Genomic DNA, 22,925 nt, shown 5'->3' with positions numbered 1-22,925 from the left:
CGCCGGGGGGCCTTCCGCGTGCCGCCGTACGGCCCGGTCAGAGGTGCTGCGGGGGCGCCGGGGGACGGTAGCCGGGGGGCGGCTGGACGCCGGCCGCCGCCATGAGGCCCGGCGCCAGGTCCTCGGTGCGGATCCGGCGGTCGACGTAGAGCAGGCCGGTCGCGAGGACGGGGAACACGATGTTGACCAGCGTGCTCAGCACCGTGCCGATCAGGTAGAGCACGCCGGCGACGGCGATCAGCGGGATCATCGACGACGGGTCCGACGTGTCCTCGGGCGCCATCGCCAGGGCGCCGAGCACACCGCCGTAGGTGAACGGCAGGCTGACCATGTACCCCATCACCGAGGCGATCACGTACACCAGGAGCTGGATCCCGAAGGTCCGCCACCACACGCCCCGCACCAGACGGGCGGACCTGCGCAGCGCCGGCACCGCGGGGCCGCCCTCCAGGACCACGACCGACGCCGCCATGCTGAAGCGGACGAACAGCCAGCACATCGCCACGCCCAGCGCCAGGAGCGCCAGCACCAGGCCGATCACGGCGACGGCGGAGGGCCCCCGGTCGTCGCCGGTCGTGATCAGTGCCGCCGCGCCGATGCCCATGATCAGCAGGTACGGCACGAGCAGGACCAGGCCGAGGAGCAGCTGCAGGCGCAGCACGGCCCAGAAGCGCGCCGTGGACCGCCGCCACACCTCGCCGAAGCGGGGCTTCAGGCCGAGCACCGTGTCCTGGAGCACCACCAGGCAGGCCGCGTGGACCAGGGCCAGGGCGGCCAGGCCGACCAGTGAGACGGCGAGGAACCACAGCCCGAACGCGACGGCCGTCGCGGTGACGTCCGCGGTCGACGGGTCGGTGCCGTAGGGCGGGTCGAAGACGGCCCGCGCCTGGTCCCATACCGTCCACCCGGCCAGCAGACCGGTCCCCGCGGCGAACACGACGACCACCAGGCCGGCGATCGAGGAGACGCCCAGGAGCGCTCCGAAACCGCGCCCGAGGGCGGAGAAGGAGCCGCCGAGGACCTCGCCGACCCCGAACGGCGCCAGCGGCACCACGCCCGGCTTCGGCGGTGGCGGCGCCCAGCCGCCGTAGGGCCCGTACGGGCCGTACGCGCCGTGCGGGCCTTGCGGGCCCTGGGGTCCCCACCCTGTGTGCTCTGCCATGCGCGGCACATTAGCCCAGGTCGGCGGCGTGGCCGGGCGGGGGTCAGGCGGTGGGGTACTTCAAGAGGGTTTCGGTGAAGTGGGTGCTGAAGTCGCGCGGCCCGGTGCCGAGCGCGACGCGGCCGGTGTGCAGGGCGCGGGCCTTGAGGGTGTCTCCGTAGGCGAAGGCGCGTGCGGAGCCCTGCGGCATGAACACGGTCTGGCCGCGGGTGAGTTCGCTGAAGCACTCCACGACGACGGTGCCCTCCGCGGCGGTCACGAACGACTCGTCCGCGGCGACGCCGACCGCCAGCGGATCGTGCAGCGGGCAGTCCGGCTCGCCGACCGCGGCGTACGAGGCGAGGTAGGCGCGCAGGAAGCGGGCGGTCAATTCCTGGCCGGGCCCGGCCGCGTCCAGGCGGGCCAGGTGCTCGGCGGTGAACCGCCAGCCGTGGGTCGCGTCCAGGCCGACCATCGTGAACGGGACGCCGCTGCTGACCACGATGTCGGTCGCCTCGGGATCCGCCCAGACGTTGAACTCGGCGACCGGGGTGATGTTCCCGCCCCGGACCGCGCCGCCCATGAAGACGAGCTTCCTCAGCCGGCGGGCGAGGTGCGGGTCCTCGACGAGCGCGATCGCCACGTTCGTCAGCGGGCCCGTCGCCACCAGCGTCAGCTCGCCCTCGTACTCCTTCGACAGCCGGATGATCGCCGCGACGGCGCTCTCCGTCCGCTCGGGCACGGTCCCGTCCGGCAGCTCGACGTCGCCGAGGCCGTTGCCGCCGTGGAAGCCGCCGGAGTCGAGGCTGATCCGGCTGATCGAACGGCCGGCGCCCCGGTACACGGGGACGTCGTGCTCGATGCGCATCGCGCGGGCGAGCGCGCGGGCGTTGCGGTAGGTCAGGTCCAGGGGGACGTTGCCGCCGACCGCGGTGAACGCCTTCAGGTCCCACAGGCCCGTGCCGAGCAGGTACTGGAGCGCGACGGCGTCGTCGAGCCCGGGATCGCTGTCGAGCACGAGGGGGGAAGGGGCCACGGGGGTCTCCGGGGGTGGTGGGCCGGTGGCGGAGGTGGGGCGCCCGACCTGTGAGAACGTGTTCCCCACGATTGTGCCGCACCGGGACGTGCGGGCCGACGCCGGCAGCGGCCCCGCGCCCGAGGCCCGGCCGTCCCGAAGCCCTCCTCTCCCGAGGACCCCTCTCCCGAAAGACGTGCTCCGTTGATCGCAGTAGTCGGCAGTCTCAACCTCGACCTCGTCGTGCCGGTGCCGCACCACCCCGTGCCCGGCGAGACCGTCCTTGGCGGGGACATCGCCCAGCACCCCGGCGGGAAGGGCGCCAACCAGGCCGTCGCCGCCGCCCGGGCCGGGGGCCGGGTCGCGATGGTCGGCCGGGTCGGCGAGGACGACGCCGCCGCGCTGATGACGGACGCGGTCCGGGGCGAGGGCGTCGACGTCTCGCACCTGCTGCGCACCCCCGGCGTGCCGACCGGGCGGGCGCTCATCGCCGTCGACGGGCCCGGCGAGAACACCATCGTGGTCAGCCCCGGCGCGAACGGGCGGCTCACGCCCGCCGACATCGAGGCCGCCCGCGAGGTGCTCGCCTCCGCCGCCGTCACCGTCCTGCAGCAGGAGGTGCCCGACGAGGCGAACCACGCCGCCGCGCGCCTGTCCGGCGGCCTGGTCCTGATGAACCCGGCCCCCGCCGTGCCCGGCGCGGTCCTGCCGCCCCGCGTCGACCTGCTCGTCCCCAACCGCACCGAGCTGGCCGCCCTCACCGGCCATCGCGGCTTCGACACCCTGGACGAGGCCGCCGAGGCCGCGCGCGGGCTGCGCGGCGCGGAGGCCGTCGTCGTCACCCTCGGCGGGGACGGTGTGCTGCTCGTCGAGGGCGGGGCGGCCCTGCACCTGCCCGCGCACCGGGTCGAGCCGGTCGACACCACCGCGGCCGGCGACTCCTTCTGCGGGTCGCTCGCCGTCGCGCTCGCCGAGGGCCTCGCGCTGGAGGCGGCCGTGCGCTGGGCGTCCGCCTCGGCCGCGTTGTCCACCACCCGGCCCGGCGCCCAGCCCTCGCTCGCCCGCCGCGACGAGATCGACGCGTTCCTCGCCCGCACGGGCTGAGGCGGGGTGCGGGCTGCGTACGCTCTGGCCCATGCCCTACGTCCTGCTCGCCGCCGCCATCGCCGCCGAGGTGGCCGGCACCACCGCCATGAAGTACAGCGAGGGGTTCACCCGGCTGTGGCCCTCGGTGGTCACCGTCGTCGGCTACCTGCTCGCGTTCTCGCTGCTCGCGCAGACCCTCAAGTCGATGTCCGTCGGCACCGCCTACGCGATCTGGGCGGGTGTCGGCACGGCGGCGGTCGCGGCCATCGGCATGGTCTTCCTGGGCGAGTCCGCGAGCGCGGTGAAGCTCGCGGGGATCGCGCTCGTCATCGGCGGGGTGGTGCTGCTCAACCTGGGCGGGGCGCACTGACGCGCTCTCCCGTCGGTGTGTGAACCTTTCGGCGGGCTGCGGGCAACAGCAGGCGACCCGACCCGCCCGCACCCCGCCAGGAGGCCCCGTGACCGGACCCCCGGCCGCCGAGGACGACGACGCCGAGACCGTCCGCCAGTCCCTGGAGCAGCCCGAACTCTTCGCCCGGCTCTACGACCGGTACGCGCCCGACATCCACCGGTACGCCGCCCGCCGCCTCGGGGAGGGCGCGGCGGACGACCTCACCGCCGACACCTTCCTCATCGCGTTCCGCACCCGCGGGCGCTACGACCTGGGCCGGCGCAACGCGCGGCCCTGGCTCTACGGCATCGCCGCGAACCTGATCGGCCGGCACCGCCGCGGCGAGGAGCGCGCGCTGCGCGCGTTCGCCCGGACCGGGCACGACCCCGTGGCCGAGTCGTGGACCGACCGGTCCGACGCGCGGGTCTCCGCGCAGGCGCCGCTCGCCGGGGCGCTCGCCGCGCTGTCGGCGCGGGACCGGCACGTACTGCTGCTCGTCGCCTGGGCCGACCTCTCCTACCAGGAGGTCGCCGAGGCGCTCGGCATCCCGCTCGGCACCGTCCGCTCCCGCCTGAACCGCGCCCGGCGCACCGTCCGCAGGGCGCTCGGCGACGATCCCGCGTTCCGCTTCGAGACCTCGGAGGTGTCGTGACCATGGACGAGACGACCCGGGTGCGCGAGCTGCGCGCCGACGCGCCCGTCCCCGACCGGGCCACCCTCGCCCCCGGCCGCGCGCGCCTCCTGGAGGCGGCGGGGGCGTCCGGGCGGCGGTTCCACCTCAGCCGCAGGCTCGCCGTCGCCGGCGCGGCGGCGGCGGTCGCGACGGCGCTCCTGACGACCCAGCTCGTCGGCGGACCCGACGGACGGAGCCGCGCCGGCGAGGTGGCCGTCGAGCCGCTGCCGCTGGGCGACACGGCGGCGCTCCTGGAGCGTGCGGCACGGACGGTGGAGGACGACCCGTTCACGGAGCCGCGGGACGACCAGTGGCTGTACAGCCGCACGAGCAACGGGGGAGTGGTGTGGGTGCCCGACGCCGAGGGGGGACTCTCCCAGCCCTCGAAGGAGCCGCTCCGACCGGTGGAGGAGTGGGCGCCGTACGTGGACCTCGCCGCCGAGCAGGACCCGTCGGACACCGACTACCGCTCGGTGCGCGAACGCGTGCGCTTCCTGGGTGCGCTGCCCGACGACCCGGCGGAGGTCCTGAACCGGGTGAGGGAGTTCTACCCGAGCGACTCCCGCGAGACGCGGACGCAGCACACGCTGCGCGCGATGGGCATCCTCGTCGGGACCTGGCCGACGGTTCCCCAAGGACAGGCGAAGCTGTTCCGGGCCTTGGCCACTGTGCCAGGCGTCGACGTGGCCGACCGCCTGGTGACGGACGCGGCGGGACGCCGGGCCGTCGCCGTGACCTGGCCCGGACAGATCCCGAACACGCGGGCGGAGTACCTGTTCGCCCCGGACGGCTTCGCCTTCCTGGGCGACCGGACGGTGGTCACGCGCGACCATTCGGTGTGGTTCACCCTCCCCTCGGGCGCCAAGCGAAACGAACAGGGCCACCGGGCCGGCGACGTGACCCTCGAGCACGTCGTCCTCGCCACCGCCGTCGTCGACGCGAAGGGAGCGCGGGGCTGAGCCGGGCGCCGCGCGGGGCGGGCCGCACCGTGGGACCGGTTCGCCTCCACCGCGCGCGCCCGGTTAGTTTTCTCGCATGACCGAATCGCACAGCTCCCGCACCACCGGCGCCGTCGCCGCCGGACTCGCCACCCTCGCCGCCGACGGCACCGTGCTCGACACCTGGTTCCCCGCGCCCGAGCTGACCGACGCGCCCGGCCCGGCCGGGACCGAGCGGCTGAGCGCGGAGCAGGCCGCCGAGCTGCTCGGCGCGGCCGCGCCGAAGGCGGTCGGGCCCGACGCCCGCCGCGGGGTGGAGGTCGTCGCCGTGCGCACGGTCATCGCCTCGCTGGAGGACAAGCCGCTCGACGCGCACGACGCCTACCTGCGCCTGCACCTGCTCTCGCACCGGCTGGTCAGCCCGCACGGGCAGAACCTCGACGGGCTCTTCGGGCTGCTCGCCAACGTCGCCTGGACCTCGCTCGGCCCGGTCGCCGTCGACCAGCTGGAGACCGTGCGGCTCAACGCGCGCGCCGAGGGCCTGCACCTGCAGGTCACCTCCGTCGACAAGTTCCCGCGGATGACCGACTACGTCACCCCGTCCGGCGTGCGGATCGCCGACGCCGACCGGGTGCGGCTCGGCGCGCACCTCGCGGCCGGGACGACCGTCATGCACGAGGGCTTCGTCAACTTCAACGCGGGCACGCTCGGCACGTCGATGGTCGAGGGCCGGATCTCGGCGGGCGTCGTCGTGGGCGACGGCTCCGACATCGGCGGCGGCGCGTCCACGATGGGCACGCTCTCCGGCGGCGGCAACGTCCGGATCGTCATCGGCGAGCGCTGCCTGGTCGGCGCGGAGGCGGGCGTGGGGATCGCGCTCGGCGACGAGTGCGTCGTCGAGGCCGGGCTCTACGTCACGGCCGGCACCCGGGTCACGCTGCCCGACGGCCAGGTCGTCAAGGCGCGCGAGCTCTCCGGCGCGTCCCACATCCTCTTCCGCCGCAACTCGGTCACCGGCGCGGTCGAGGCGCGGCCGAACAACGCGGTCTGGGGCGGCCTGAACGAGGTTCTGCACGCGCACAACTGACCCTGTGCGCACGGTTCTTGACGAGCGGCCCGCGTCGATGTCCGACGCGGGCCGCTCGCGTGCTCCCACGCGCCGTCCCGAGGAGGGGTAAGCGACTCCGCTCCGGGTACCCGCCGCTCGTCCGAGACCAAGCGTGTAGGGAGGCGACGCGTCATGGCCGAACAGTCGGTCGGAGAGCTGGTCAAGCAGGCCACCGAGCAGATGTCCGATCTGGTGCGGCAGGAACTGCGCCTGGCGACAGCGGAGTTGACGGAGAAGGGCAAGAAGGCCGGCGTGGGCGGAGGTCTCTTCGCCTCGGCCGGTGCGATCGCCTACGTCGGCCTGATGGCGCTGGCGGCCACCGTCATCGCCGCGCTCGCGCTGGTCATGGACGTGTGGCTGGCCGCGCTCATCGTGACGGTGCTGCTGTTCGCCGTCGCGGGGGTGCTCGCGGTCACCGGACGCAAGCAGATCCAGCAGGCCACCCCCGCGAAGCCGGAAGCGGCCATCGCCGGGGTCAAGGCCGACGTCGACGAGATCAAGGAGAGGGCGCACCGATGACCGATCACAGCGCCGGGGGCGGCACGGCCGGGAACTCGCCGGACAGCACCCCGGAGGAGCTCCGCGCGGAGCTCGAACAGAAGCGCAAGCGACTCGGCGACACCGTCGAGGAGCTGGCGGGCCGGGCCGATGTGAAGGCGCGCGCCCAGGAGAAGGCGGCCGAGGCGAAGATCAACGCCAAGCTCAAGGTCGCGGAGGTCCGCGACCGGGTGCAGGCCAAGGTCGGCCAGGCGACGCACGTCGCCCAGGAGAAGGCCGGGGTGGCCTCCCACGTGGTGCAGGAGAAGGCCGGAGCGGCCTCGCAGGTGGTGCAGCAGCGGGCCGGGCAGGCCGCGCAGGCCGTCCAGGAGCGCACCCCGGACCAGGTCCAGGAGCAGGCCAAGGCGCTCGCGGGCCGGGCCCGTGACAACCGCACGGTCCTGCTCGCGGTCGGCGGTGCGGCGATCGTCCTGGCGGCGGTCCTGCGCCAGCGGCGCAGGCGCGCGGCGGCCCGCTCCCGCAACCCCCTCCGCAACTGGCGCAGCTGACCCCCTCGCCACCCTCACGCCCGACGCCCCGCAGACCCCGGTCCGCGGGGCGCCGGCGCGTCCGGGGACCTGCGCGCCCGGGGCTCGCGGTGCCTGTGCCGGGCGCTCACCCTCGCGCGGCGTTGCGGGAGTTCCCGGTACGCCTGCCGCTCGTTCGCGCGCCCCGCAGGGCAACGACTTGCGGGGCGCGGGTGTGTCCGGCAGCCCGCGCCGCGCCTGTGGCCTGTGGCAGGGCGCTCCACTTACGTGCGGCGTCGCGGGACCGTTCCCGGTGGCCTGGTGCTCGCGTGGAGACGCCCCGCAGATCCGGGTCTGCGGGGCGTCGGTGTGTCGGGGTGGGGCCGCCGGTGGTCAGGCGTTCTTGCCCGGTTCCGCCTTGCGGAGGCCGGGGCGGTCGGACGCCGCGAGGTCGCCGTCGTCCGCCGCCTCGGCCTCGCGCGCCTCGGCCTCCTCCGCCTCCTTGCGTTCCGCCGCCTCGCGGCGGAGCTGGCGGGGCCAGGCGCGGGTGTCGCGGGGCTCGACGTACGGCTCGTCGTCCTCGTCGTGGCCGTCGTTGATGGCGCGGGCCCGGGCCAGCTCGGCGTCGAACTCCAGGCCGAGGAGGATCGCCAGGTTGGTCAGCCACAGCCAGGCGAGGAAGACGATCGGCCCGGCGAGCGCGCCGTAGGTCCGGTTGTACGAGGCGAAGTTGGCGACGTACAGCGCGAACCCGGCCGACGCGGCCAGCCACAGGACGACGGCGAGGAAGCTGCCGGGGCTGATCCACCGCAGCCCGCGCCCGCGGACGTTCGGCGCGGCCCAGTACAGCAGGGCGATCATCAGCACGACGAGCAGGATGAGCACCGGCCACTTGGCGATGTCCCAGACCTGCACGGCCTGTTCGCCGAGCCCGATCCAGTCGCCGACCTCCTCGGCCAGCGGCCCGGTGAAGACGACGATCGTCGCGCTCAGCGCCGCGAGCGTCATGAGGAGCACGGTCAGACCGATCCGCAGCGGCGTCAGCTTCCAGATCGGCCGCCCCTCGGGCAGGTCGTAGACCGAGTTCGCGGCCCGCATGAACGCGGCCACGTACCCCGAGGCCGACCAGAGCGCGCCCGCGAACGCGAAGATGGCGAGCACGCCGCCCGTCCCGCCCGCGCCCTGCAGATCGGTCACGGCGTTGCCGAGGATCTCCCGGGTGGGCCCGGGAGCCAGCTTCTTGACGCCGTCGAGCAGCGTCCTGGTCGCCGACTCCCCGACGAAGCCCAGGACGGAGACCAGGAGCAGCAGGGCCGGGAAGAGGGAGAGGACGCCGTAGTAGGTCAACGCGGCCGCCCGGTCCGGGAGGTCGTCACCTGCGAATTCCTTCGCTGTCCGCTTGAGTACCGCCCACCACGAACGTTTCGGCAGCGAGGTGGGGGAGTCGTTCGCTGTGGCCGTCATGCCCGTCGGGTCTCCCGGATTCCACCGCTCACTCCTGGTCACGCGCGACGACTCCGCGCGCTCATCACGACCGGTACACTCCACAGGACATCGAGTGCAACCTGATGAACTTCTGGAGGTCCGTCGTGAGCCCTGCGACCGCAGCCGAACTCGCCGACTGGCTCGACACGGTGATCGTCGACCCCGCGGTCCGCGCGCTGCGCCCCGACTACCGTGCGCTCGTCATCCGCGTCGACGGCCTCGTCCCCGGTCCGAGCGACGAGGCGAGCGAGAAGCTGCTCGCCGCCGCCGAGGAGCGGGCCGGCGCGTGGCTCGCTCACGCGAAGCCCGAGGAGCACCCCCATCTCGCCGCCTGGCGCGAGGCGTTCAAGGCGTTCGGCGCCAAGCCGCAGAAGACCCGGCCCAGCGCCGAGGCACTGATCCGCCGCGCCCCCGACGGGCTGCCGCGCGTGGACCGGCTCACCGACGTGTACAACGCGGTCTCCGTCGCCCACGCCGTGCCCCTCGGCGGCGAGGACCTCGACCACTACAGCGGCCCGCCCCGGCTGGTTCGCGCCGACGGTGACGAGCCGTTCGAGACCGGCGGCGGCGTCGAGCACCCCGTCCCCGGCGAGGTCGTCTGGCGGGACGACGCCGGTGTCACCTGCCGCCGCTGGAACTGGCGGCAGTGCGTCCGTACCCGGCTCACGCACGAGACCACCCGCGCGTTCTTCGTCCTCGACGCCCTCGGCCCGATGGACGACGCGGCCCTGCGCGCGGCGGGCGACGAACTGACGGAGGCGCTGCTCGCCGGGAGCCCGGCGGCGGCCGCGGCGAGCCGGCTGATCGCGGGCTGAGCCGGCCACGTCCGCCCGGGTGCGCGGGGGCCGGCCGCGGCCGTCGAACGGGTCCCGGCCGATGAGCACATGAACCGGACGGGAAGGGGTGAAACCCGTCTACGCTGGGGCGCGCACCGCCGTTGACCCGCGAGGAGAACACCCCTGATGTCCGCAGACCGCCCCACCCTGCCGCCGGTCCGGCTGCCCTCCGAGGCCGAGCTGGCCAGGGAGGCCCTGGCCGCCCCGCTGCTCGTCCGCGCCGTGCGGCTGGCCCGCTGGGCCGGGCCCGCGACCCGGGTCGACGCCGGCGGCGAGCTGATCGAGGCCCAACTCGGCGCAGCGGCAGCCGAGTTGGATCTGGCCGGCGACGAGGGCGGCGAGGCCTACGCGAGTGAGGCGTGGCGGGTCGCCGTCGACACCGGGCTCGTCGAGATCGTCGAGGAGGGCGCGGACGGCGACGGCGCGGAGGACGGCGGCGAGGCCGAGTCCGCCGTCGTCGCGGGCGAGGAGCTGGCCGCGCTGACCTCCGGCAGCCCGGGTGACGTGCTCGCGCTCTGGCTCGGCGCACTGGAGACCGTGCTCGCCGACGCCGTCGTCCCCGACCTCGAGGACCTCGACCTCGCCGTCGACGACAACGGCGAGATCGACTTCGCCGCGCTCGACTGGGACCCCGAGAACGAGACCGACTTCCTGGAGGGCGTCCTCGGCAACCTCTACCTGCTGACCGTCTCCGAGGGCGGCGCGGGCGACCTGCCCGTCCCGCTGCCGGCCCTCGCCGCGTCGATGATCGTCCCGGACGACATGGGGGAGCCCACGGACGACGTTCTGGAGCAGGTCTCCGACGCGATGATGCGGCTCGACGACCAGTTCCGGATCCTGGAGCCGTCCGGACTCGTGGAGTTCCGGCCGATCGACGAGGAGCTGATGGCCGAGGCGGACGAGGAGCCGGCGGCGCTCCCGGACGCGGAGGAGGACGTCTCCCGCTACGGGATGGTCCGGCTCACGCCGCTCGGCCTCTATGGCATCCGGGCCCGGCTGATCGAGTCCGGCGTCGATGCGCCGGTCGTCGGCGAGCTGGCCGACAAGGGGGCGGAGGTGCTGCTCGACGGGGTGGCCGGGTTCCCGCCCGCGGCGGCGCGGGCCGAGATCGAGCAGTGGGTGGTGCGGCGGGAGCCCGTCGCGGCGGCGGCCGAACTGCTGGCGGCGGCGCGCGGGGACGACGAGGGCGGGCCGCTGCGGCGGCTGGACGCGCAGCAGGCGCTGGCGCTCGTGGCGGTGTCCGCGGAGCCCGCGGTGCGGGCCGTGCTCGACGATCCGCACCTCGGGGGGCTGGCGCGGGTCTGGCTCACCGAGCGGGGGCTCGGGGAGGTGCCCGCCCCGCCGGAGTCGATGGTGTTCTGGCTGACCGTCGACACGGTGGCGGCGCAGCTGGCTGCGGAGGGGAACTCGGACGAGCTGCAGGGGCTGGTGGAGGGGTTGGCCGCGCAGCACAGCGGGTTCTTCGACGCGGCGTGGAAGGTCGAGCATCCCGCGACGGCGGATGTGCTCGATGCGATGGGGCGCCTGCATCCGGACAAGAGGGTGGCCAAGGAGGCGCGCAAGGCGGCGTTCAAGGCGAGGTCCCTCCGCGAGGGTTAGGGCACGGGGGCGTGGGGGTGCGAGGGCTGCGCCCGCGCACCCCTTTGCGCCTGCGGCGCGTGCACGGGCTGCGCCCGCGCGGCCTCAAGCGCCGGCCGGGCTGAGATTCTTCGCCGGCGGGGCGTCAGCGTCGACCTCCCACGGCGGAGCCGATCTCGCCCCGCCGTCGCCTACAGCGCCGCCGCTCCCGGCTTCACCATGCCCCGTACGGTTCGGGACTTCACGAAGTCGCCGATCGCCGTCATCTCCCACTCGCCGGAGAACTGGCGGATGAACTTCGCCATGATGACCCCGGTCTGCGGCTCCGCGCCGGTGAGGTCGAAGCGGACGAGTTCCTCGCCGGTGGTGCCGTCCATGAGGCGGCAGTAGGCCTTGGCGACCTCGGTGAACTTCTGGCCGGTGAAGGAGTTCACGACGAAGACGAGGCCGGTGACGGTGTCGGGGAGCGCGCCGAGGTGGACGGTGATGACCTCGTCGTCGCCCGCGCCCTCGCCGGTGAGGTTGTCGCCGGAGTGCTGGACCGCCCCGTTCAGGATCTGCAGCCTGCCGAAATAACAGCTCTCGATGTGGTTGCGCTGCGGGCCGTAGGCGATGACGGACGCGTCGAGGTCGATGTCCTTGCCGCGGAAGGCGGGCTCCCAGCCGAGGCCCATCTTGACGCCCGAGAGCAGCGGGCGGCCGCCCTTGACGAGGGACACCGTCTGGTTCTTCTGGAGGCTGACCCGGCCCTTGTCGAGATTGATCTTCCCCGCGCCGGCCGGCGGGGCGGCGGGGGCGGGCGCCGGGGGAGTGGGCGGGGTCTGGGCGGCGGGCGCGGGCGGGGCCTGGGTGACCGGCGGCGCGACCGGGGCGGCAGGGGCCGCGGGGGCCGCCGCGGGGGCGGGTTCCTCGACCGTCACCCCGAAGTCGGTGGCGATGCCCGCGAGACCGTTCGCGTACCCCTGGCCGACGGCGCGGACCTTCCACGCGCCGCCCCGCAGGTAGAGCTCGACGACGACCAGCGCGGTCTCCGTGCCGAGCTGCGGCGGGGTGAAGGTGGCGATCGCGCTGCCGTCGTCCGCGTTGCGCACCGTGGCCGTGGGCTCGATGCCCTGGAAGGTCTGGCCCGCCGCGTCCGGGCTCGCGGTCACCACGATCTTCTCGATGCCGGGCGGCAGGGCGGAGGTGTCCACCACGATCGCGTCGGGCGCGGCGCCGCCCCCCGAGCGGTGGGTCACGCCGGGGCCGGCGGGCTGGTTGTAGAAGATGAAGTCGTCGTCGGAGCGCACCTTGCCGTCGGCGGTGAGCAGCAGGCCCGACACGTCGAGCCGCACGGGCGCGGCGACGTCCACCGCCACGCGGGCGGTGGGGAGCGGAAGGTTCGAGCCGGAGGTCATTGCGGTCATGCCACGGCAACGAACGGCTCCGCTTTACGGTTCCTTGAACCTGTGACACGACCCGTTCGGCGTACACCTGTGCGGGAACCGCGCGGAATGCGGGACCGGTGGGGACTTCCGTCCGACGGCCGGACATTCGTTCCCCTGGGCGTAACACGCCGCTTACACGGGCGGACGGCGCCCCGGAAACAATGCGGCCACCACGGCCCCCCACCCCGGCGCCCGCACCCGCACGCGCGCGAGGCCGTACGGACCAGCACATCACGAGGAGCACCGTCATGTCCGAGAAGGTCACCGAGCCGCCGGTCCCGCCGAGTCCCGGCCCCGGCGACGCCGCCGCGTCCGGCGGGGAGCCCGCCCCCCGCCCGGCGAGCCCGCTGGACCGCTTCTTCCGCATATCCGAGCGCGGCTCGACCCTCGCCCGGGAGGTCCGCGGCGGCTTCGCCACGTTCTTCACGATGGCCTACATCCTCGTCCTCAACCCGATCATCCTGGGCACCGCCGAGGACAAGTTCGGCAACAAGCTCGACGGCGCCGAACTCGTCACCGCCACCGCGCTGGTCGCCGCCGTGATGACGCTGATCATGGGCGTCGGCGGCAACCTGCCGCTCGCGCTGGCCGCCGGGCTCGGACTGAACGCCGTCGTCGCCTTCCAGATCGCCCCGCTGATGAGCTGGCCGGACGCGATGGGCCTGGTCGTCATCGAGGGGCTGCTGATCTGCCTGCTCGTGGTGACCGGGCTGCGCGAGGCGATCATGCACGCCATCCCGGCCGCCCTGAAGCAGGCCATCAGCGTCGGCATCGGCCTGTTCATCGCGTTCATCGGCCTCATCGACGCCGGCTTCGCCACCCGCATCCCCGGCGAGACCGGCTCCGTCCCCGTCCAGCTGGGCATCGGCGGTCAGCTCTCCGGCTGGCCGATCCTCGTCTTCTGCCTGGGCGTCCTGCTCACCGTCGCCCTGATGGCGCGCAAGGTGAAGGGCGCGATCCTGCTCTCCATCGTCGCCATGACGGTCGTCGCGATCGTCATCGAGCAGCTCGCCGACATCGACCCGCTCGCCTGGGGGCTCACCGTCCCCGTCGTGCCCGACGACGTCGTCGCCGCGCCCGACTTCGGGCTGATCGGCGCGTTCTCCCTGTTCGGCGCGTTCGGCGAGATCGGGATCGTCACGATCGTCCTGCTGGTCTTCACCCTGATCCTCAGCGACTTCTTCGACACCATGGGCACGGTCGTCGGCGTCTCGAACGAGGCCGGGCTGCTCGACGAGGACGGCAAGGTGCCGCACCTCAGCCGGGTGCTGCTGATCGACGGGGCCGCCGCGGCCGCCGGCGGCGCGGCCTCCGCCTCCTCCGCGACCTCCTACATCGAGTCCGCGGCCGGCGTCGGCGAGGGCGCGCGGACGGGCTTCGCCTCCGTGGTGACCGGCGGGCTCTTCGCGCTCGCGCTGTTCCTCACCCCGCTCGCCACGGTCGTCCCCGCGCAGGCCGCCGCGCCCGCGCTCGTCGTGGTCGGCTTCCTGCTGATGACCCAGGTCCGCCACATCGACTGGGAGCGGTTCGAACTCGCGGTGCCCGCGTTCCTGACCATCGCGGTCATGCCGTTCACGTACTCGATCACGAACGGCATCGGGGCGGGATTCATCGCCTTCGTGCTGATCAAGGCGGTGCTCGGCAAGGCCCGCGAGGTGCACTGGCTGCTGTGGCTGACGGCCGGGCTCTTCGTCGTCTACTTCGCCATCAACCCGATCGAGCAGCTCTTCGGCGTGCGCTGACCGGGGTCCGCGGAGGGGCCGCCGCGGTGAGCGGCCCCTCCGCGCCACTCACCGCAGCGCGGCCTGCATCATCGCCTTCGCGATCGGCGCGGCGAGCCCGTTGCCGCTGATCTCGTCGCGCCGGGCGTCCGAGGACTCGACGAGCACCGCGACGGCGACCTGCTTGCCGTCGCCGCCGTCGGCGTAGGACGTGAACCAGGCGTACGGGTTGTTGCTGTTGTTCACACCGTTCTGCGCGGTGCCGGTCTTGCCGCCGACGGTCGCCCCGGCGATGCGGGCGTTGACACCGGTGCCCTGCTCGACGACCGTCCGCATCGCCGACCTCAGCTGGTCGGCGGTGTCCTTGCCGACGACCCGCCTGGTCCTCTCCTTCGCCTGGCCGGCCAGGTCCTCGACGACGTCGCCGCCGGAGTCGGTGACCTGCGAGGCCATGTGCGGGCCCGCCTGGACGCCGCCGTTCGCGATCGTCGCGGACACCATCGCCATCTGCAGCGGGGTCGCGGTGACCTCGAACTGGCCGATGCCCGTCAGACCGGTCTGCGCCGGGTCGGCCTTGTCCGGGTAGTTGCTCTTCGCGGCCCGCACCGGCACGTCCTGCTCGGTGTCGTTGAAGCCGAACGCCTCCGCCGTCTTCCTCAGCTTGTCCCGGCCGAGGTCGTCGGCGAGCTTCGCGAAGACGTTGTTGCAGGAGTACTGCAGCGCGGTGCGCAGCGTCGCGTTCTCGCAGGGCGCGCTCGCGCTCTCGTTCCGCAGCACGGTCGACGTGCCGGGCAGGGTGTACGGGTCGGGGCTGTCGGTCGGCTCGTCGACGTTCGCGTAGATGCCGTCCTCCAGGGCCGCCGCGGCGACGACCAGCTTGAAGGTCGAGCCGGGGGCGAGGGCCTGCTTGAGCGCCCGGTTGACCAGCGGCTTGTCCTTGTCCTTCTCCAGCGCGTCCCAGGCCCTGGAGTCGTCGGTCGAGTTCCCGGCGAACACGCCGGGGTCGTACGACGGGGTGCTGACCATGCCGAGGATCTCGCCGCTCGCCGGGTCGATCGCGACCGCCGCGCCCTTCTTGTCGCCGAGGGCGTCGTAGGCGGCCTTCTGCACGGCGGGGTCGATCGTCGTGATCACGTTCCCCGGCTTGCCCGGCTCGCCGTTGGCCGTGTCCATCACCGAGCGGACCCGCTGGTCGGAGCCGTCCAGGACGTCCTGGTAGACGCCTTCCAGCTGGGTGGCCCCGTAGATCTGCGAGCTGAACCCGGTCACCGCCGAGTACAGGTCGCCGTCGACGTAGGCCCGCTTGTACGCGAGGTCTCCGCCCTTCGTCCTCTCCGCTCCGGTGACCGCCTTGCCGGCCACGATGATGTCGCCCGGCGGGTGCGCGTACTGCGCGATGACCTTCCGCCGGTTGTGGTCGTTGTCCGCGAGTGCCTCGGACTCGTAGAACTGCACCCATGTCGCCCGCCCGAGGAGGGCGAGGACCAGGAGCAGCGTGAAGACGGAGGCACGCCTGATCGTCTTGTTCATCCCACACGGGGACGTACGGGACGTGGTGTGTGTTCCTGATCTGCGGCTTTTCGTGAGTTTTCTCATCCGGCTCTCATCGGACCGCGGTCCGGAGGGCGTCTTGCCGGGGCCGGGCCGCGGAGCTACGGTGCGGACATGAGCATGATCATCCGGATTCCCGAGGTGCCGTTCGAGCTGCAGGCGGAGGGGCCGCCGGGGGAGTGGGCGTACGAGGACGGGGTGCTGAGCGGGCGGGCCGGGGCGGGGCAGGACCGGTTCGTGCCGCCGGGCGGGGACGCGGTGTCCTGCGCGTCCGACGCGCCCCGGCTGCTCGGGACGCCGCCGGCGGGGGACTTCCAGCTGGTCGCGCGGGTCGCGGTCGGGTTCGGGGCGGACTTCGACGCGGGGGTGCTGTACGTGGACGGCGGGTCCCGTGACTGGGCGAAGCTCTGCTACGAGCGGTCGCCCGCGCTGCCCACGGTCTGCACGGTCGTCACGCGTGACCACTCCGACGACGCGAACGCGTTCGTCGTCCCCGGCGGGGTCGTCTGGCTCCGCGTCTCGCGCGTCGGCTCCGCGTTCGCCTTCCACGCGTCCGCCTCCGGTGACTCCTGGACCTTCGTCCGCACCTTCCGCCTGCGCACCGACCCCGCCACCGCCCGCATCGGCTTCCTCACCCAGTCCCCCACCGGCCCCGGCTGCACCGTCTCCTTCTCCCACATCCAACTCCACCCCACCGCCCCCACGGACCTACGGGACGGCAGCTGACGGCCGCCACTTCTCACACAATCCCGATTCCCTGACCGCCTCCGTATAGGCGGTGATCAACCGCAGCATGGCGGGGGCGTCTGGCTTCACCAGATCGTCCAGACGGATCACGGTTGTCAGGGCAGGACTCTCGGGGCTTGTCGTCACGTGGCAGTTGACCTGGCCGATCGCGCCGTTGCCGGCGTGCAAGTACCTCTGCTTGTGCTCAGGCTCATACGGTCCGAGACCGTCTTGTCGAGCGGCGACGTCATACAGGGAGTCCGCCTGTACTCCCCACTCCCATCCCACGGTAAGGAATCGGTGTCCGTCGGCAGAGAGAGTGCAGTTTCCGGTCTCGGCCCATCTGGTACCCGATTCGACATCCAAGCTCCGCCCCGGCGGCAGGAACGGCTCCAACAGAGTTGGTTCCACTTCGATGTTGCAAAGGTCATCTGGGGCTTTGTAGCTGCGGATTTCCTCACCGGGAGAGCAGCCGACGAGACCCGACAGCGCCAACACAGCCGTCGCCGAGACGGCGATCCTAAGCGTCGTGAACAGCATCAGATCTCGGTCCTCATGTCCGGAGCCATTCCGTGCGCTTGAGGACTGGACCCCAGGAACCCGTCCCTGGAACCTTCGCGCGCGCTGACTCTGAGGTCGTCCAACTGCTCCTTGCGGTGTCGGAGCGCTGCAATCTGAGCGGCCGTGTCGCCGTGAGCTACGGTTTGGCGTAGGGCGGCGTCCCAATGATCTCCACCCTTTTTTCCTGCCTCGTCCTTTGCGTTCGACTCGAAATCCTTGAACACCTGATCCAGCATCAAAGAGGTGACGGTCTCGGTAGCCCCTGCCGCCACGGCACCGCCGACGGGGCTCGAAATAAACGTTGCACCCACGCCGACCCCGATTCCGACACCTCCGGAGATGCCGGTTTTGATGCTGTTCATGGCGTCGTTGTAATCCTTGTCCTCTTCGTCGGCCGGCCCGTAAATCGACTCCTGTCGACCGATGGTGAGCATTCCGGAGACCTCGCCGGACCGCTCCGCGATCTCCGACACGGTCAGCTTCAAGTCGTCTGTATACCGACTGGCATCAGAGATCCGTGGGTCGAGGTGATAGTCCATCAGGTTCGCCATGTAGGCCTTTTGGCCGATCTCTACCGCTGCGTACCCCTCCGGGTTCTGTCCCAGCGTCATGAGGAATCGGGTGACGTCCTGATGGCTCGGCTCAGCCGCTGCTCCCCACACCGGGAAGAGGGAGTTCGTATGACCGCTTGCGTCGTTGGAGAGGCTGCGATTGATGTCCGGCAGGTATTCCGCAGTGATGCGGCCGACGCTGTCGGAAAGGAAGCCGTGATCGGTCAGGCGCTTCGGCTCGTCGGCGATGGACTCGACGAGGCTGCGGTACAGCGCGGCCTGCTCGCGGCTGTGAGGCGGCAGGTCGGTGTCGGGAGCGGCCCCGGCCGGATGCCCGGTCATGGCCGCTTCCAGCGCGTGGCCCAGCGCGTTGTAGCCGGTCACGCTGTCGGACCCGTCCGCTTTGTGATCCGTCGGCCAGGTTCTGTTCTCGAAGAGGTACTCGAAGTTGCTGGTGCCGACGCCATCCTTCGTCTCGTACGTGCTGCTGAAGAAGTCTGTTGCCGCCCCTGGGCTGTGGGAGAGCGCCTTCATGAATCCGGCCATGGGGTCGCGGCCCGTGTCTGACCCGGTGCGGTTCAGCCCGTCGCCCGTGGGGTCCATGAGCCAGCGCTTGCTGCCCTCCTCCTTCTCCATCTTCATGAGCTCTGTTCCGTACTCGGTGAGAAACCGGTCGTCGAAATCGCCCCATCGCATCAGGTTGCTCATGACCTGGAATCCGAGTTGGTGACCGCCACCACGCAGGATGATGTCGTCGCCGCGGGCGACCATGTCGCGCTCCCAGCGCCGCATCGCCTCGCTGTCCGACTGCGTGGCCGTTGCCAGTGTCAGGCTGAGGTGTTTCTGCAGGTCGGCGGAGGGATTGTCGATATCGGACCAGAAGGCGAGGGTGCCGGCCGGGCCGAGGCCGGTGGCGAACTGTTCGGCGAAGAGGGGGTCGCGCGCGTACTCCTTGAGGGCCGCGGTGAGCTGCGCGCGCTCGGCCGCGCTCAGGTGCGCCGGATCGCGGGCCAGGCGTGCCGCCGTGTCTGCGGCTTCGAGGGCGGTGACGGCCGCGTCGCGGGTGGTGTAGCGGGCGGAGGAGAAGCCGTGGGGGGTCTGGTCGACGAGGGTGCGCAGGGCGCGGGCGGCGGAGGTGTCGCGGTCGGTCGCCTCGGCGACGAGGGCGAGGATGCGGGCGCGCAGGGACTCGACGGACGCCTCGGGCACGTCGTCGCGGCCCTCGACGGGCCGCACGGAGAAGCCGCAGCCGCCACTGCCGCGGACGTCGAGACCGTCGGCCCGCCCCCGCTCGATCGCGGCGAGGAGCCGGTCCCGGCAGGAGACCAGCTCGCCCCGGGTGTCGCGGAGGATGTCGCGGATGGAGGACGCCTGCGTGTGCGCGTCGTCGAACTCGCCCGCCGTCCTGGTGATGAACTGCCGGGTCACGGTCGCGTTCACCCCCGCCCAGTCGGCCGCGAGCGCCTTCGCGCGCAGGTCGTCGCGCGCGGCGGCCCGCAGCGAGTCGAGCTTGGTGACCAGCCGGGTCCAGTCGTCGACCGCGTCGCCAAGCCGGGCGAAGTCCCCGGCGCGCAGCTCGTCGAACTGCATCAGCGGGCCGTCCCCTCGTCGAAGCCCTGGTCCAGGGTGGCGATGGAACTCAGCCGACCGGCGACGACGGACTCGGTGTCGCGGTACACCCGCCCGCTGAAGTCGAGATGCCGGGAGATGTGCGCACAGGCGTCGCGCAGCGACTTCGTCTGGCCCTCCCACCGCTCGGCGACGTGGGCGAGGGCCGCGCCGAGGGCGTAGTTGTCGGCGCTCAGCGCCTTCGCCGCCGCCTCGCTGCCGGGCCGGGCGTGGCCGCCGTCCCGCGACAGGCCCTCGAACAGCTTCAGCGCCGCGTCCCCGACCCGCGCCAGGTCGCGGTGCCCGACCCGCAGATCCCCGGGACCGCCGCCCGCGGCCCCGCGGTCGCCCGCCGCCCCGCCGCCGCCCGCGCGCCCCGCCGCGTCCGCCTTCAGCCGATCCCACTCGTCCCAGCCCATCGGGCCCTCCCGCCGTCGCCGCCGGCCGTCCACCGCGGCCCGCACGTTCAACGCCGCCGGGACCGTCACGACACGCGGGGAATGCACCGCGTCCACCCGGTGTTGACGGCTGCGCGGAGGGTGCCTCCGCAACGCTCGCGACCGTCCCCAGCTGGAGTGAATGAAGCATGCGCGTCGAGATCTGGTCGGATGTGGCCTGTCCCTGGTGCTACGTCGGCAAGGCCCGTTTCGAGAAGGCGCTGGCCGCCTTCCCGCATCGCGACCAGGTCGAGGTGGTGCACCGCTCCTTCGAGCTCGACCCCGGCCGGGCGAAGGGCGACAGCGGCCTCGTCCTGCCGATGCTGATGCGGAAGTACGGGCTGACCGAGGACAAGGCGCGCGCGGCCGAGCAGAACCTCGCGCAGAACGCCGCGGCCGAGGGCCTGACCTACCTCACCGAGGGCCGCGACCACGGCAGCACGTTCGACATGCACCGCGTCCTGCACCTGGCCAAGGCGCACGGCCGGATGGACACCCTGTTCGGCATCCTCTACCGGGCCAACTTCGCCGAGGAGCGGTCCGTCTTCGACGACGACGAGCGCCTCGTCGAGCTGGCCGTCGAGGCCGGGCTCGACGCGGACGACGTCCGCAAGGTGCTCGCCGACCCGGCGGCCTACGCGGACGACGTCCGTGCGGACGAGCGGGAGGCCGCCGAACTCGGCGCGAACGGCGTGCCGTTCTTCGTCCTCGACCGGGCGGTCGGCGTCTCGGGCGCCCAGCCCGCCGAGGTGTTCACCCGGGCGCTGACCCAGGCCTGGGACGCCAAGCCCCGGCTGGCGACGGTGGCCGGCGGCGAGGACGGCGAGGTCTGCGGCCCCGACGGATGTGCGGTGCCGCAGCGGTAAGGCCGAGGGGGCACCCACGCGCACCCCTGCCCCGAACGGCCCGGCGGCTCCCCGCCGGGCCGCGTGATCGTACCGAGCAGTCCCATCAGACGCATACGTCCGGAGGCTTTGCCATGACCACCGCATTCGATCCGATCGATCTCGCCGGCACCCGCCTGGCCAACCGCATCGCGCTGGCCCCGATGACTCGCAGCCGCGCCCACAGGGAGGGCAACACGCCCACCGCGTCGACCGCCACCTACTACGCCCAGCGGGCCGGCGCCGGACTGCTGATCACCGAGGGCGTCCAGCCGTCGGTCGTGGGCCAGGGCTACCCGGACACCCCCGGTCTGCACACCGAGGCGCAGGTCGCGGCGTGGCGCGAGGTCACCGACGCCGTGCACGCCGAGGGCGGCGTGATCTTCGCCCAGCTGATGCACTCCGGCCGGATCGGCCACCCCTCGCTGCTGCCGGGCGACCTGACCCCCGTCGCGCCCTCGCCCGTCGCCGCGGACGGCCTGGCCTACCTGCACGACGGCCCGCACCCGTACCCCGTCCCGCACGAGCTGACCGGTGACGAGATCCGCGCGACGATCGACGACTTCGTCTCCGCCGCCCGCAACGCGGTCGCGGCCGGCTTCGACGGGGTCGAGCTGCACGGCGCGAACGGCTACCTCATCCACCAGTTCATCGCGCCGGGCACCAACCGCCGCACCGACGAGTGGGGCGGCTCGGTCGAGAACCGCATCCGCTTCGCCGTCGAGGTCACGACGGCGGTCGCGGCCGCGATCGGCGCCGAGCGGACGGCGATCCGCCTCTCGCCGGGCAACGCGTACAACGACATGGACGACTCCGGGTACGAGGAAACCTACCCCGCGCTGGTCGCCGCGCTGGAGCCGCTCGGCCTGGCGTACCTGCACGTCCTGGAGAACCTGCCGGGGCTGCGCGACCTCACCCAGTCGCTGCGCAAGCAGTTCTCCGGCGTCTTCGTCCTCAACGCCTGGACCGGCGACGGCACGACCGGCCCGGAGGAGCTCGCCCTGATCGAGGACGGGACCGCCGACCTCGTCTCGTTCGGCGCGCTCTTCCTCGCCAACCCCGACCTGCCCGCCCGGCTCCGCGCCGGCGGCCCCTTCAACACCCCCGACGCGGCGACGTTCTTCGGCGGCGGCGACCAGGGCTACACCGACTACCCGGCCCTGACCACCACCGCCTGACACCCGCACGCCCCGTGGAGCAGCCGGCGAGCCCGTCGAAGAGGCCCGTCACCTCCCGGACGAAGGCCGCCGGCTGCTCCATGGACAGGAAGTTCCCGCCCCGCTCCAGCTCGCTCCAGTGCGTCACGTCGTGGTCCCGCTCGGCGAACCGGCGGATGGCCACGTCCGTGGCCAGGGCGACGGCGACGCCCGTGGGAACGGTGCCGCGCGGCTTCGGCGCCCAGGCGGACGGGTCGTGGCCCATCTCGTAGGAGAGCTGGGCGGAGGAGCCGGCGGTGCCGGTGAACCAGTACACGCTGACGTTCGTCAGCAACCGGTCGGGCCCGACGGCGTCCTCGGGCAGCTCGGCCGCCGGGTCCGTCCACTCCGCCACTGCCGGGGCTCGGGCCCCGGGTCTGCGGCTCGGGTCGTCGGTGGCTTCGACGAGGCCCGGCTGCGTCCAGCGCTCACGCGAGGTGCCTCATCCGGACGTCGACGGTCCAGATCGAAACGGTCCGCTTGGCCAGCTGCCAGGAGAGGCGGCGATCGTCGAACGGCTGGGCGGCATCGGCGCGGAATCCGGGTGGACCGGATCGAGCCGCGGACGCCGACCGGCCCGCGGTTCCCGCCGCGCGACCCGACCGGCGGCGACCCGGCGGCGTACGTCTCGTCCCGGGTGTCGAGCGCGGCCTGGCGGTACCGGGCGCGGGTGACGGTGCACGCGCCGGCGGAGGAGGTCGCCGAGCGGATCAACCCGGCGGTCGGGACGGTCGAAACGCTCGGCGACGACCGCTGCGTGCTGTCCACCGGGGCGGAGACCGTGGAGACGCTGGCGATCCATCTCGCCCTGCTCGAACGGGACTTCGAGGTCTCCGGGCCGCCCGAACTGGTCGCCCACCTGGCCCGCCTCGCCGAGCGGTACGCCCGCGCCACTCCGGACACGGGAACGGCCCCGGCCGCCCCCCGGTGAGGGAAGGCGCGGCCGGGGCCGAGCTTGTCGCGAACGCCGACGGCGATCCCGCACGCGCTACTTCACCGGCGTGAAGT

General features: G+C 73.0%; 23 protein-coding genes. 14 read left to right on the top strand and 9 right to left on the bottom strand.

Going from position 1 to position 22,925, the window contains the following annotated elements:
* Positions 1–37: 37 nt before the first annotated feature.
* Entirely contained in the window at positions 38–1,162 is a 1,125-nt protein-coding gene (locus ACFWEG_RS10070; RefSeq protein ID WP_387211578.1) for a hypothetical protein, read from the bottom strand.
* A gap of 43 nt (positions 1,163–1,205) precedes the next feature.
* A complete protein-coding gene (locus tag ACFWEG_RS10065; RefSeq protein ID WP_387211575.1) occupies positions 1,206–2,177 on the bottom strand; it encodes a nucleoside hydrolase in 972 nt (323 codons plus the stop codon).
* Between the two features lie 183 nt (positions 2,178–2,360).
* Here ACFWEG_RS10065 and rbsK point away from each other — a divergent pair, with 183 nt between their 5' ends.
* The 7 genes from rbsK (at position 2,361) to ACFWEG_RS10030 (ending at position 7,398) form a co-directional block, all read left to right on the top strand.
* On the top strand, positions 2,361–3,260 hold the full coding sequence (gene rbsK / locus ACFWEG_RS10060) for a ribokinase (protein ID WP_387211572.1): 900 nt from the start codon (positions 2,361–2,363) through the stop codon (positions 3,258–3,260).
* Positions 3,261–3,291: 31 nt separating this feature from the next.
* Positions 3,292–3,612 (top strand): DMT family transporter, encoded by a 321-nt coding sequence (locus tag ACFWEG_RS10055; protein WP_387211569.1) that lies wholly within the window; start codon positions 3,292–3,294, stop codon positions 3,610–3,612.
* 88 nt (positions 3,613–3,700) lie between these two features.
* Positions 3,701–4,285 carry an RNA polymerase sigma factor gene (locus tag ACFWEG_RS10050; protein WP_387211566.1) on the top strand — a complete coding sequence of 195 codons (585 nt, stop codon included), beginning with the start codon at positions 3,701–3,703 and terminating at the stop codon, positions 4,283–4,285.
* A 2-nt stretch (positions 4,286–4,287) separates the two neighbouring features.
* Positions 4,288–5,265 (top strand): CU044_5270 family protein, encoded by a 978-nt coding sequence (locus tag ACFWEG_RS10045; protein ID WP_387211563.1) that lies wholly within the window; start codon positions 4,288–4,290, stop codon positions 5,263–5,265.
* 76 nt (positions 5,266–5,341) lie between these two features.
* The gene (gene dapD, locus ACFWEG_RS10040; protein WP_387211560.1) at positions 5,342–6,331 is read left to right on the top strand and encodes a 2,3,4,5-tetrahydropyridine-2,6-dicarboxylate N-succinyltransferase; all 990 of its coding nucleotides are present in this window, start codon (positions 5,342–5,344) and stop codon (positions 6,329–6,331) included.
* Between the two features lie 153 nt (positions 6,332–6,484).
* On the top strand, positions 6,485–6,871 hold the full coding sequence (locus ACFWEG_RS10035; RefSeq protein ID WP_387211557.1) for a phage holin family protein: 387 nt from the start codon (positions 6,485–6,487) through the stop codon (positions 6,869–6,871).
* Complete coding sequence (locus tag ACFWEG_RS10030) at positions 6,868–7,398, top strand: DUF3618 domain-containing protein (protein WP_387211554.1); 531 nt, start codon at positions 6,868–6,870, stop codon at positions 7,396–7,398. Before ACFWEG_RS10035 ends, ACFWEG_RS10030 begins: the two co-directional genes overlap by 4 nt.
* 351 nt (positions 7,399–7,749) lie before the next feature.
* Here ACFWEG_RS10030 and ACFWEG_RS10025 read toward each other — a convergent pair whose 3' ends face one another.
* Positions 7,750–8,820: a YihY/virulence factor BrkB family protein gene (locus ACFWEG_RS10025; RefSeq protein WP_387211551.1), complete on the bottom strand. Its 1,071-nt coding sequence runs from the start codon at positions 8,818–8,820 to the stop codon at positions 7,750–7,752.
* A 125-nt stretch (positions 8,821–8,945) separates the two neighbouring features.
* Between ACFWEG_RS10025 and ACFWEG_RS10020 the strand changes: the two genes are divergently transcribed.
* Both ACFWEG_RS10020 and ACFWEG_RS10015 read left to right on the top strand, forming a co-directional pair.
* Complete coding sequence (locus ACFWEG_RS10020; protein ID WP_387211548.1) at positions 8,946–9,656, top strand: B3/4 domain-containing protein; 711 nt, start codon at positions 8,946–8,948, stop codon at positions 9,654–9,656.
* Positions 9,657–9,803: 147 nt separating this feature from the next.
* A complete protein-coding gene (locus tag ACFWEG_RS10015; protein WP_387211546.1) occupies positions 9,804–11,276 on the top strand; it encodes a hypothetical protein in 1,473 nt (490 codons plus the stop codon).
* Between the two features lie 170 nt (positions 11,277–11,446).
* Here the strand turns inward: ACFWEG_RS10015 and ACFWEG_RS10010 are convergent, their stop codons facing one another.
* Entirely contained in the window at positions 11,447–12,652 is a 1,206-nt protein-coding gene (locus ACFWEG_RS10010) for a TerD family protein (RefSeq protein ID WP_387211590.1), read from the bottom strand.
* A 278-nt stretch (positions 12,653–12,930) separates the two neighbouring features.
* Between ACFWEG_RS10010 and ACFWEG_RS10005 the strand changes: the two genes are divergently transcribed.
* Positions 12,931–14,424 carry an NCS2 family permease gene (locus ACFWEG_RS10005; RefSeq protein ID WP_387211543.1) on the top strand — a complete coding sequence of 498 codons (1,494 nt, stop codon included), beginning with the start codon at positions 12,931–12,933 and terminating at the stop codon, positions 14,422–14,424.
* Positions 14,425–14,472: 48 nt separating this feature from the next.
* Here ACFWEG_RS10005 and ACFWEG_RS10000 read toward each other — a convergent pair whose 3' ends face one another.
* Positions 14,473–15,933 (bottom strand): peptidoglycan D,D-transpeptidase FtsI family protein, encoded by a 1,461-nt coding sequence (locus tag ACFWEG_RS10000; RefSeq protein ID WP_387211540.1) that lies wholly within the window; start codon positions 15,931–15,933, stop codon positions 14,473–14,475.
* Positions 15,934–16,074: 141 nt separating this feature from the next.
* Between ACFWEG_RS10000 and ACFWEG_RS09995 the strand changes: the two genes are divergently transcribed.
* On the top strand, positions 16,075–16,680 hold the full coding sequence (locus tag ACFWEG_RS09995) for a DUF1349 domain-containing protein (RefSeq protein ID WP_387211587.1): 606 nt from the start codon (positions 16,075–16,077) through the stop codon (positions 16,678–16,680).
* Here ACFWEG_RS09995 and ACFWEG_RS09990 read toward each other — a convergent pair.
* From ACFWEG_RS09990 to ACFWEG_RS09980, 3 genes are read right to left on the bottom strand one after another with little or no spacing between them, the layout of a single operon-like run.
* Positions 16,663–17,220 carry a hypothetical protein gene (locus ACFWEG_RS09990; RefSeq protein WP_387211537.1) on the bottom strand — a complete coding sequence of 186 codons (558 nt, stop codon included), beginning with the start codon at positions 17,218–17,220 and terminating at the stop codon, positions 16,663–16,665. The two genes, ACFWEG_RS09995 and ACFWEG_RS09990, sit on opposite strands and share 18 nt — an antisense overlap.
* Entirely contained in the window at positions 17,220–19,382 is a 2,163-nt protein-coding gene (locus ACFWEG_RS09985; RefSeq protein ID WP_387211534.1) for a DUF6571 family protein, read from the bottom strand. Before ACFWEG_RS09985 ends, ACFWEG_RS09990 begins: the two co-directional genes overlap by 1 nt.
* Complete coding sequence (locus ACFWEG_RS09980) at positions 19,382–19,819, bottom strand: hypothetical protein (protein ID WP_387211531.1); 438 nt, start codon at positions 19,817–19,819, stop codon at positions 19,382–19,384. The genes ACFWEG_RS09985 and ACFWEG_RS09980 overlap by 1 nt, the downstream gene beginning before the upstream one ends.
* A 167-nt stretch (positions 19,820–19,986) precedes the next feature.
* Here ACFWEG_RS09980 and ACFWEG_RS09975 point away from each other — a divergent pair, with 167 nt between their 5' ends.
* Positions 19,987–20,703 (top strand): DsbA family oxidoreductase, encoded by a 717-nt coding sequence (locus tag ACFWEG_RS09975; protein ID WP_387211529.1) that lies wholly within the window; start codon positions 19,987–19,989, stop codon positions 20,701–20,703.
* Between the two features lie 113 nt (positions 20,704–20,816).
* Positions 20,817–21,899 carry an alkene reductase gene (locus ACFWEG_RS09970; protein ID WP_387211526.1) on the top strand — a complete coding sequence of 361 codons (1,083 nt, stop codon included), beginning with the start codon at positions 20,817–20,819 and terminating at the stop codon, positions 21,897–21,899.
* Here ACFWEG_RS09970 and ACFWEG_RS09965 read toward each other — a convergent pair.
* Positions 21,817–22,272 carry a hypothetical protein gene (locus ACFWEG_RS09965; RefSeq protein ID WP_387211592.1) on the bottom strand — a complete coding sequence of 152 codons (456 nt, stop codon included), beginning with the start codon at positions 22,270–22,272 and terminating at the stop codon, positions 21,817–21,819. The genes ACFWEG_RS09970 and ACFWEG_RS09965 overlap by 83 nt on opposite strands.
* Between ACFWEG_RS09965 and ACFWEG_RS09960 the strand changes: the two genes are divergently transcribed.
* Entirely contained in the window at positions 22,156–22,848 is a 693-nt protein-coding gene (locus ACFWEG_RS09960) for a WYL domain-containing protein (RefSeq protein ID WP_387211584.1), read from the top strand. The two genes, ACFWEG_RS09965 and ACFWEG_RS09960, sit on opposite strands and share 117 nt — an antisense overlap.
* Positions 22,849–22,925 lie beyond the last annotated feature (77 nt).

The organism is Streptomyces sp. NPDC060194, assembly GCF_042728285.1.
Taxonomy (GTDB): Bacteria; Actinomycetota; Actinomycetes; order Streptomycetales; family Streptomycetaceae; genus Streptomyces.
The sequence above is the reverse complement of the archived record's forward strand: the minus strand, read 5'-3'. Positions and strand labels throughout refer to the sequence as shown.

What these genes read in the sequence shown, in the direction of transcription:
- ACFWEG_RS09970 (WP_387211526.1), top strand. Translation starts at nt 20,817, where the DNA reads ATGACCACCGCATTCGATCCGATCGATCTCGCCGGCACCCGCCTGGCC.
- ACFWEG_RS09990 (WP_387211537.1), bottom strand. Translation starts at nt 17,220, where the DNA reads ATGCTGTTCACGACGCTTAGGATCGCCGTCTCGGCGACGGCTGTGTTG.
- ACFWEG_RS09975 (WP_387211529.1), top strand. Translation starts at nt 19,987, where the DNA reads ATGCGCGTCGAGATCTGGTCGGATGTGGCCTGTCCCTGGTGCTACGTC.
- dapD (WP_387211560.1), top strand. Translation starts at nt 5,342, where the DNA reads ATGACCGAATCGCACAGCTCCCGCACCACCGGCGCCGTCGCCGCCGGA.
- ACFWEG_RS10030 (WP_387211554.1), top strand. Translation starts at nt 6,868, where the DNA reads ATGACCGATCACAGCGCCGGGGGCGGCACGGCCGGGAACTCGCCGGAC.
- ACFWEG_RS10055 (WP_387211569.1), top strand. Translation starts at nt 3,292, where the DNA reads ATGCCCTACGTCCTGCTCGCCGCCGCCATCGCCGCCGAGGTGGCCGGC.
- ACFWEG_RS10015 (WP_387211546.1), top strand. Translation starts at nt 9,804, where the DNA reads ATGTCCGCAGACCGCCCCACCCTGCCGCCGGTCCGGCTGCCCTCCGAG.
- ACFWEG_RS10025 (WP_387211551.1), bottom strand. Translation starts at nt 8,820, where the DNA reads ATGACGGCCACAGCGAACGACTCCCCCACCTCGCTGCCGAAACGTTCG.
- ACFWEG_RS10005 (WP_387211543.1), top strand. Translation starts at nt 12,931, where the DNA reads ATGTCCGAGAAGGTCACCGAGCCGCCGGTCCCGCCGAGTCCCGGCCCC.
- ACFWEG_RS09985 (WP_387211534.1), bottom strand. Translation starts at nt 19,382, where the DNA reads ATGCAGTTCGACGAGCTGCGCGCCGGGGACTTCGCCCGGCTTGGCGAC.
- ACFWEG_RS10035 (WP_387211557.1), top strand. Translation starts at nt 6,485, where the DNA reads ATGGCCGAACAGTCGGTCGGAGAGCTGGTCAAGCAGGCCACCGAGCAG.
- ACFWEG_RS09995 (WP_387211587.1), top strand. Translation starts at nt 16,075, where the DNA reads ATGATCATCCGGATTCCCGAGGTGCCGTTCGAGCTGCAGGCGGAGGGG.
- ACFWEG_RS10045 (WP_387211563.1), top strand. Translation starts at nt 4,288, where the DNA reads ATGGACGAGACGACCCGGGTGCGCGAGCTGCGCGCCGACGCGCCCGTC.
- ACFWEG_RS10070 (WP_387211578.1), bottom strand. Translation starts at nt 1,162, where the DNA reads ATGGCAGAGCACACAGGGTGGGGACCCCAGGGCCCGCAAGGCCCGCAC.
- ACFWEG_RS10000 (WP_387211540.1), bottom strand. Translation starts at nt 15,933, where the DNA reads ATGAACAAGACGATCAGGCGTGCCTCCGTCTTCACGCTGCTCCTGGTC.
- ACFWEG_RS09980 (WP_387211531.1), bottom strand. Translation starts at nt 19,819, where the DNA reads ATGGGCTGGGACGAGTGGGATCGGCTGAAGGCGGACGCGGCGGGGCGC.
- ACFWEG_RS10010 (WP_387211590.1), bottom strand. Translation starts at nt 12,652, where the DNA reads ATGACCTCCGGCTCGAACCTTCCGCTCCCCACCGCCCGCGTGGCGGTG.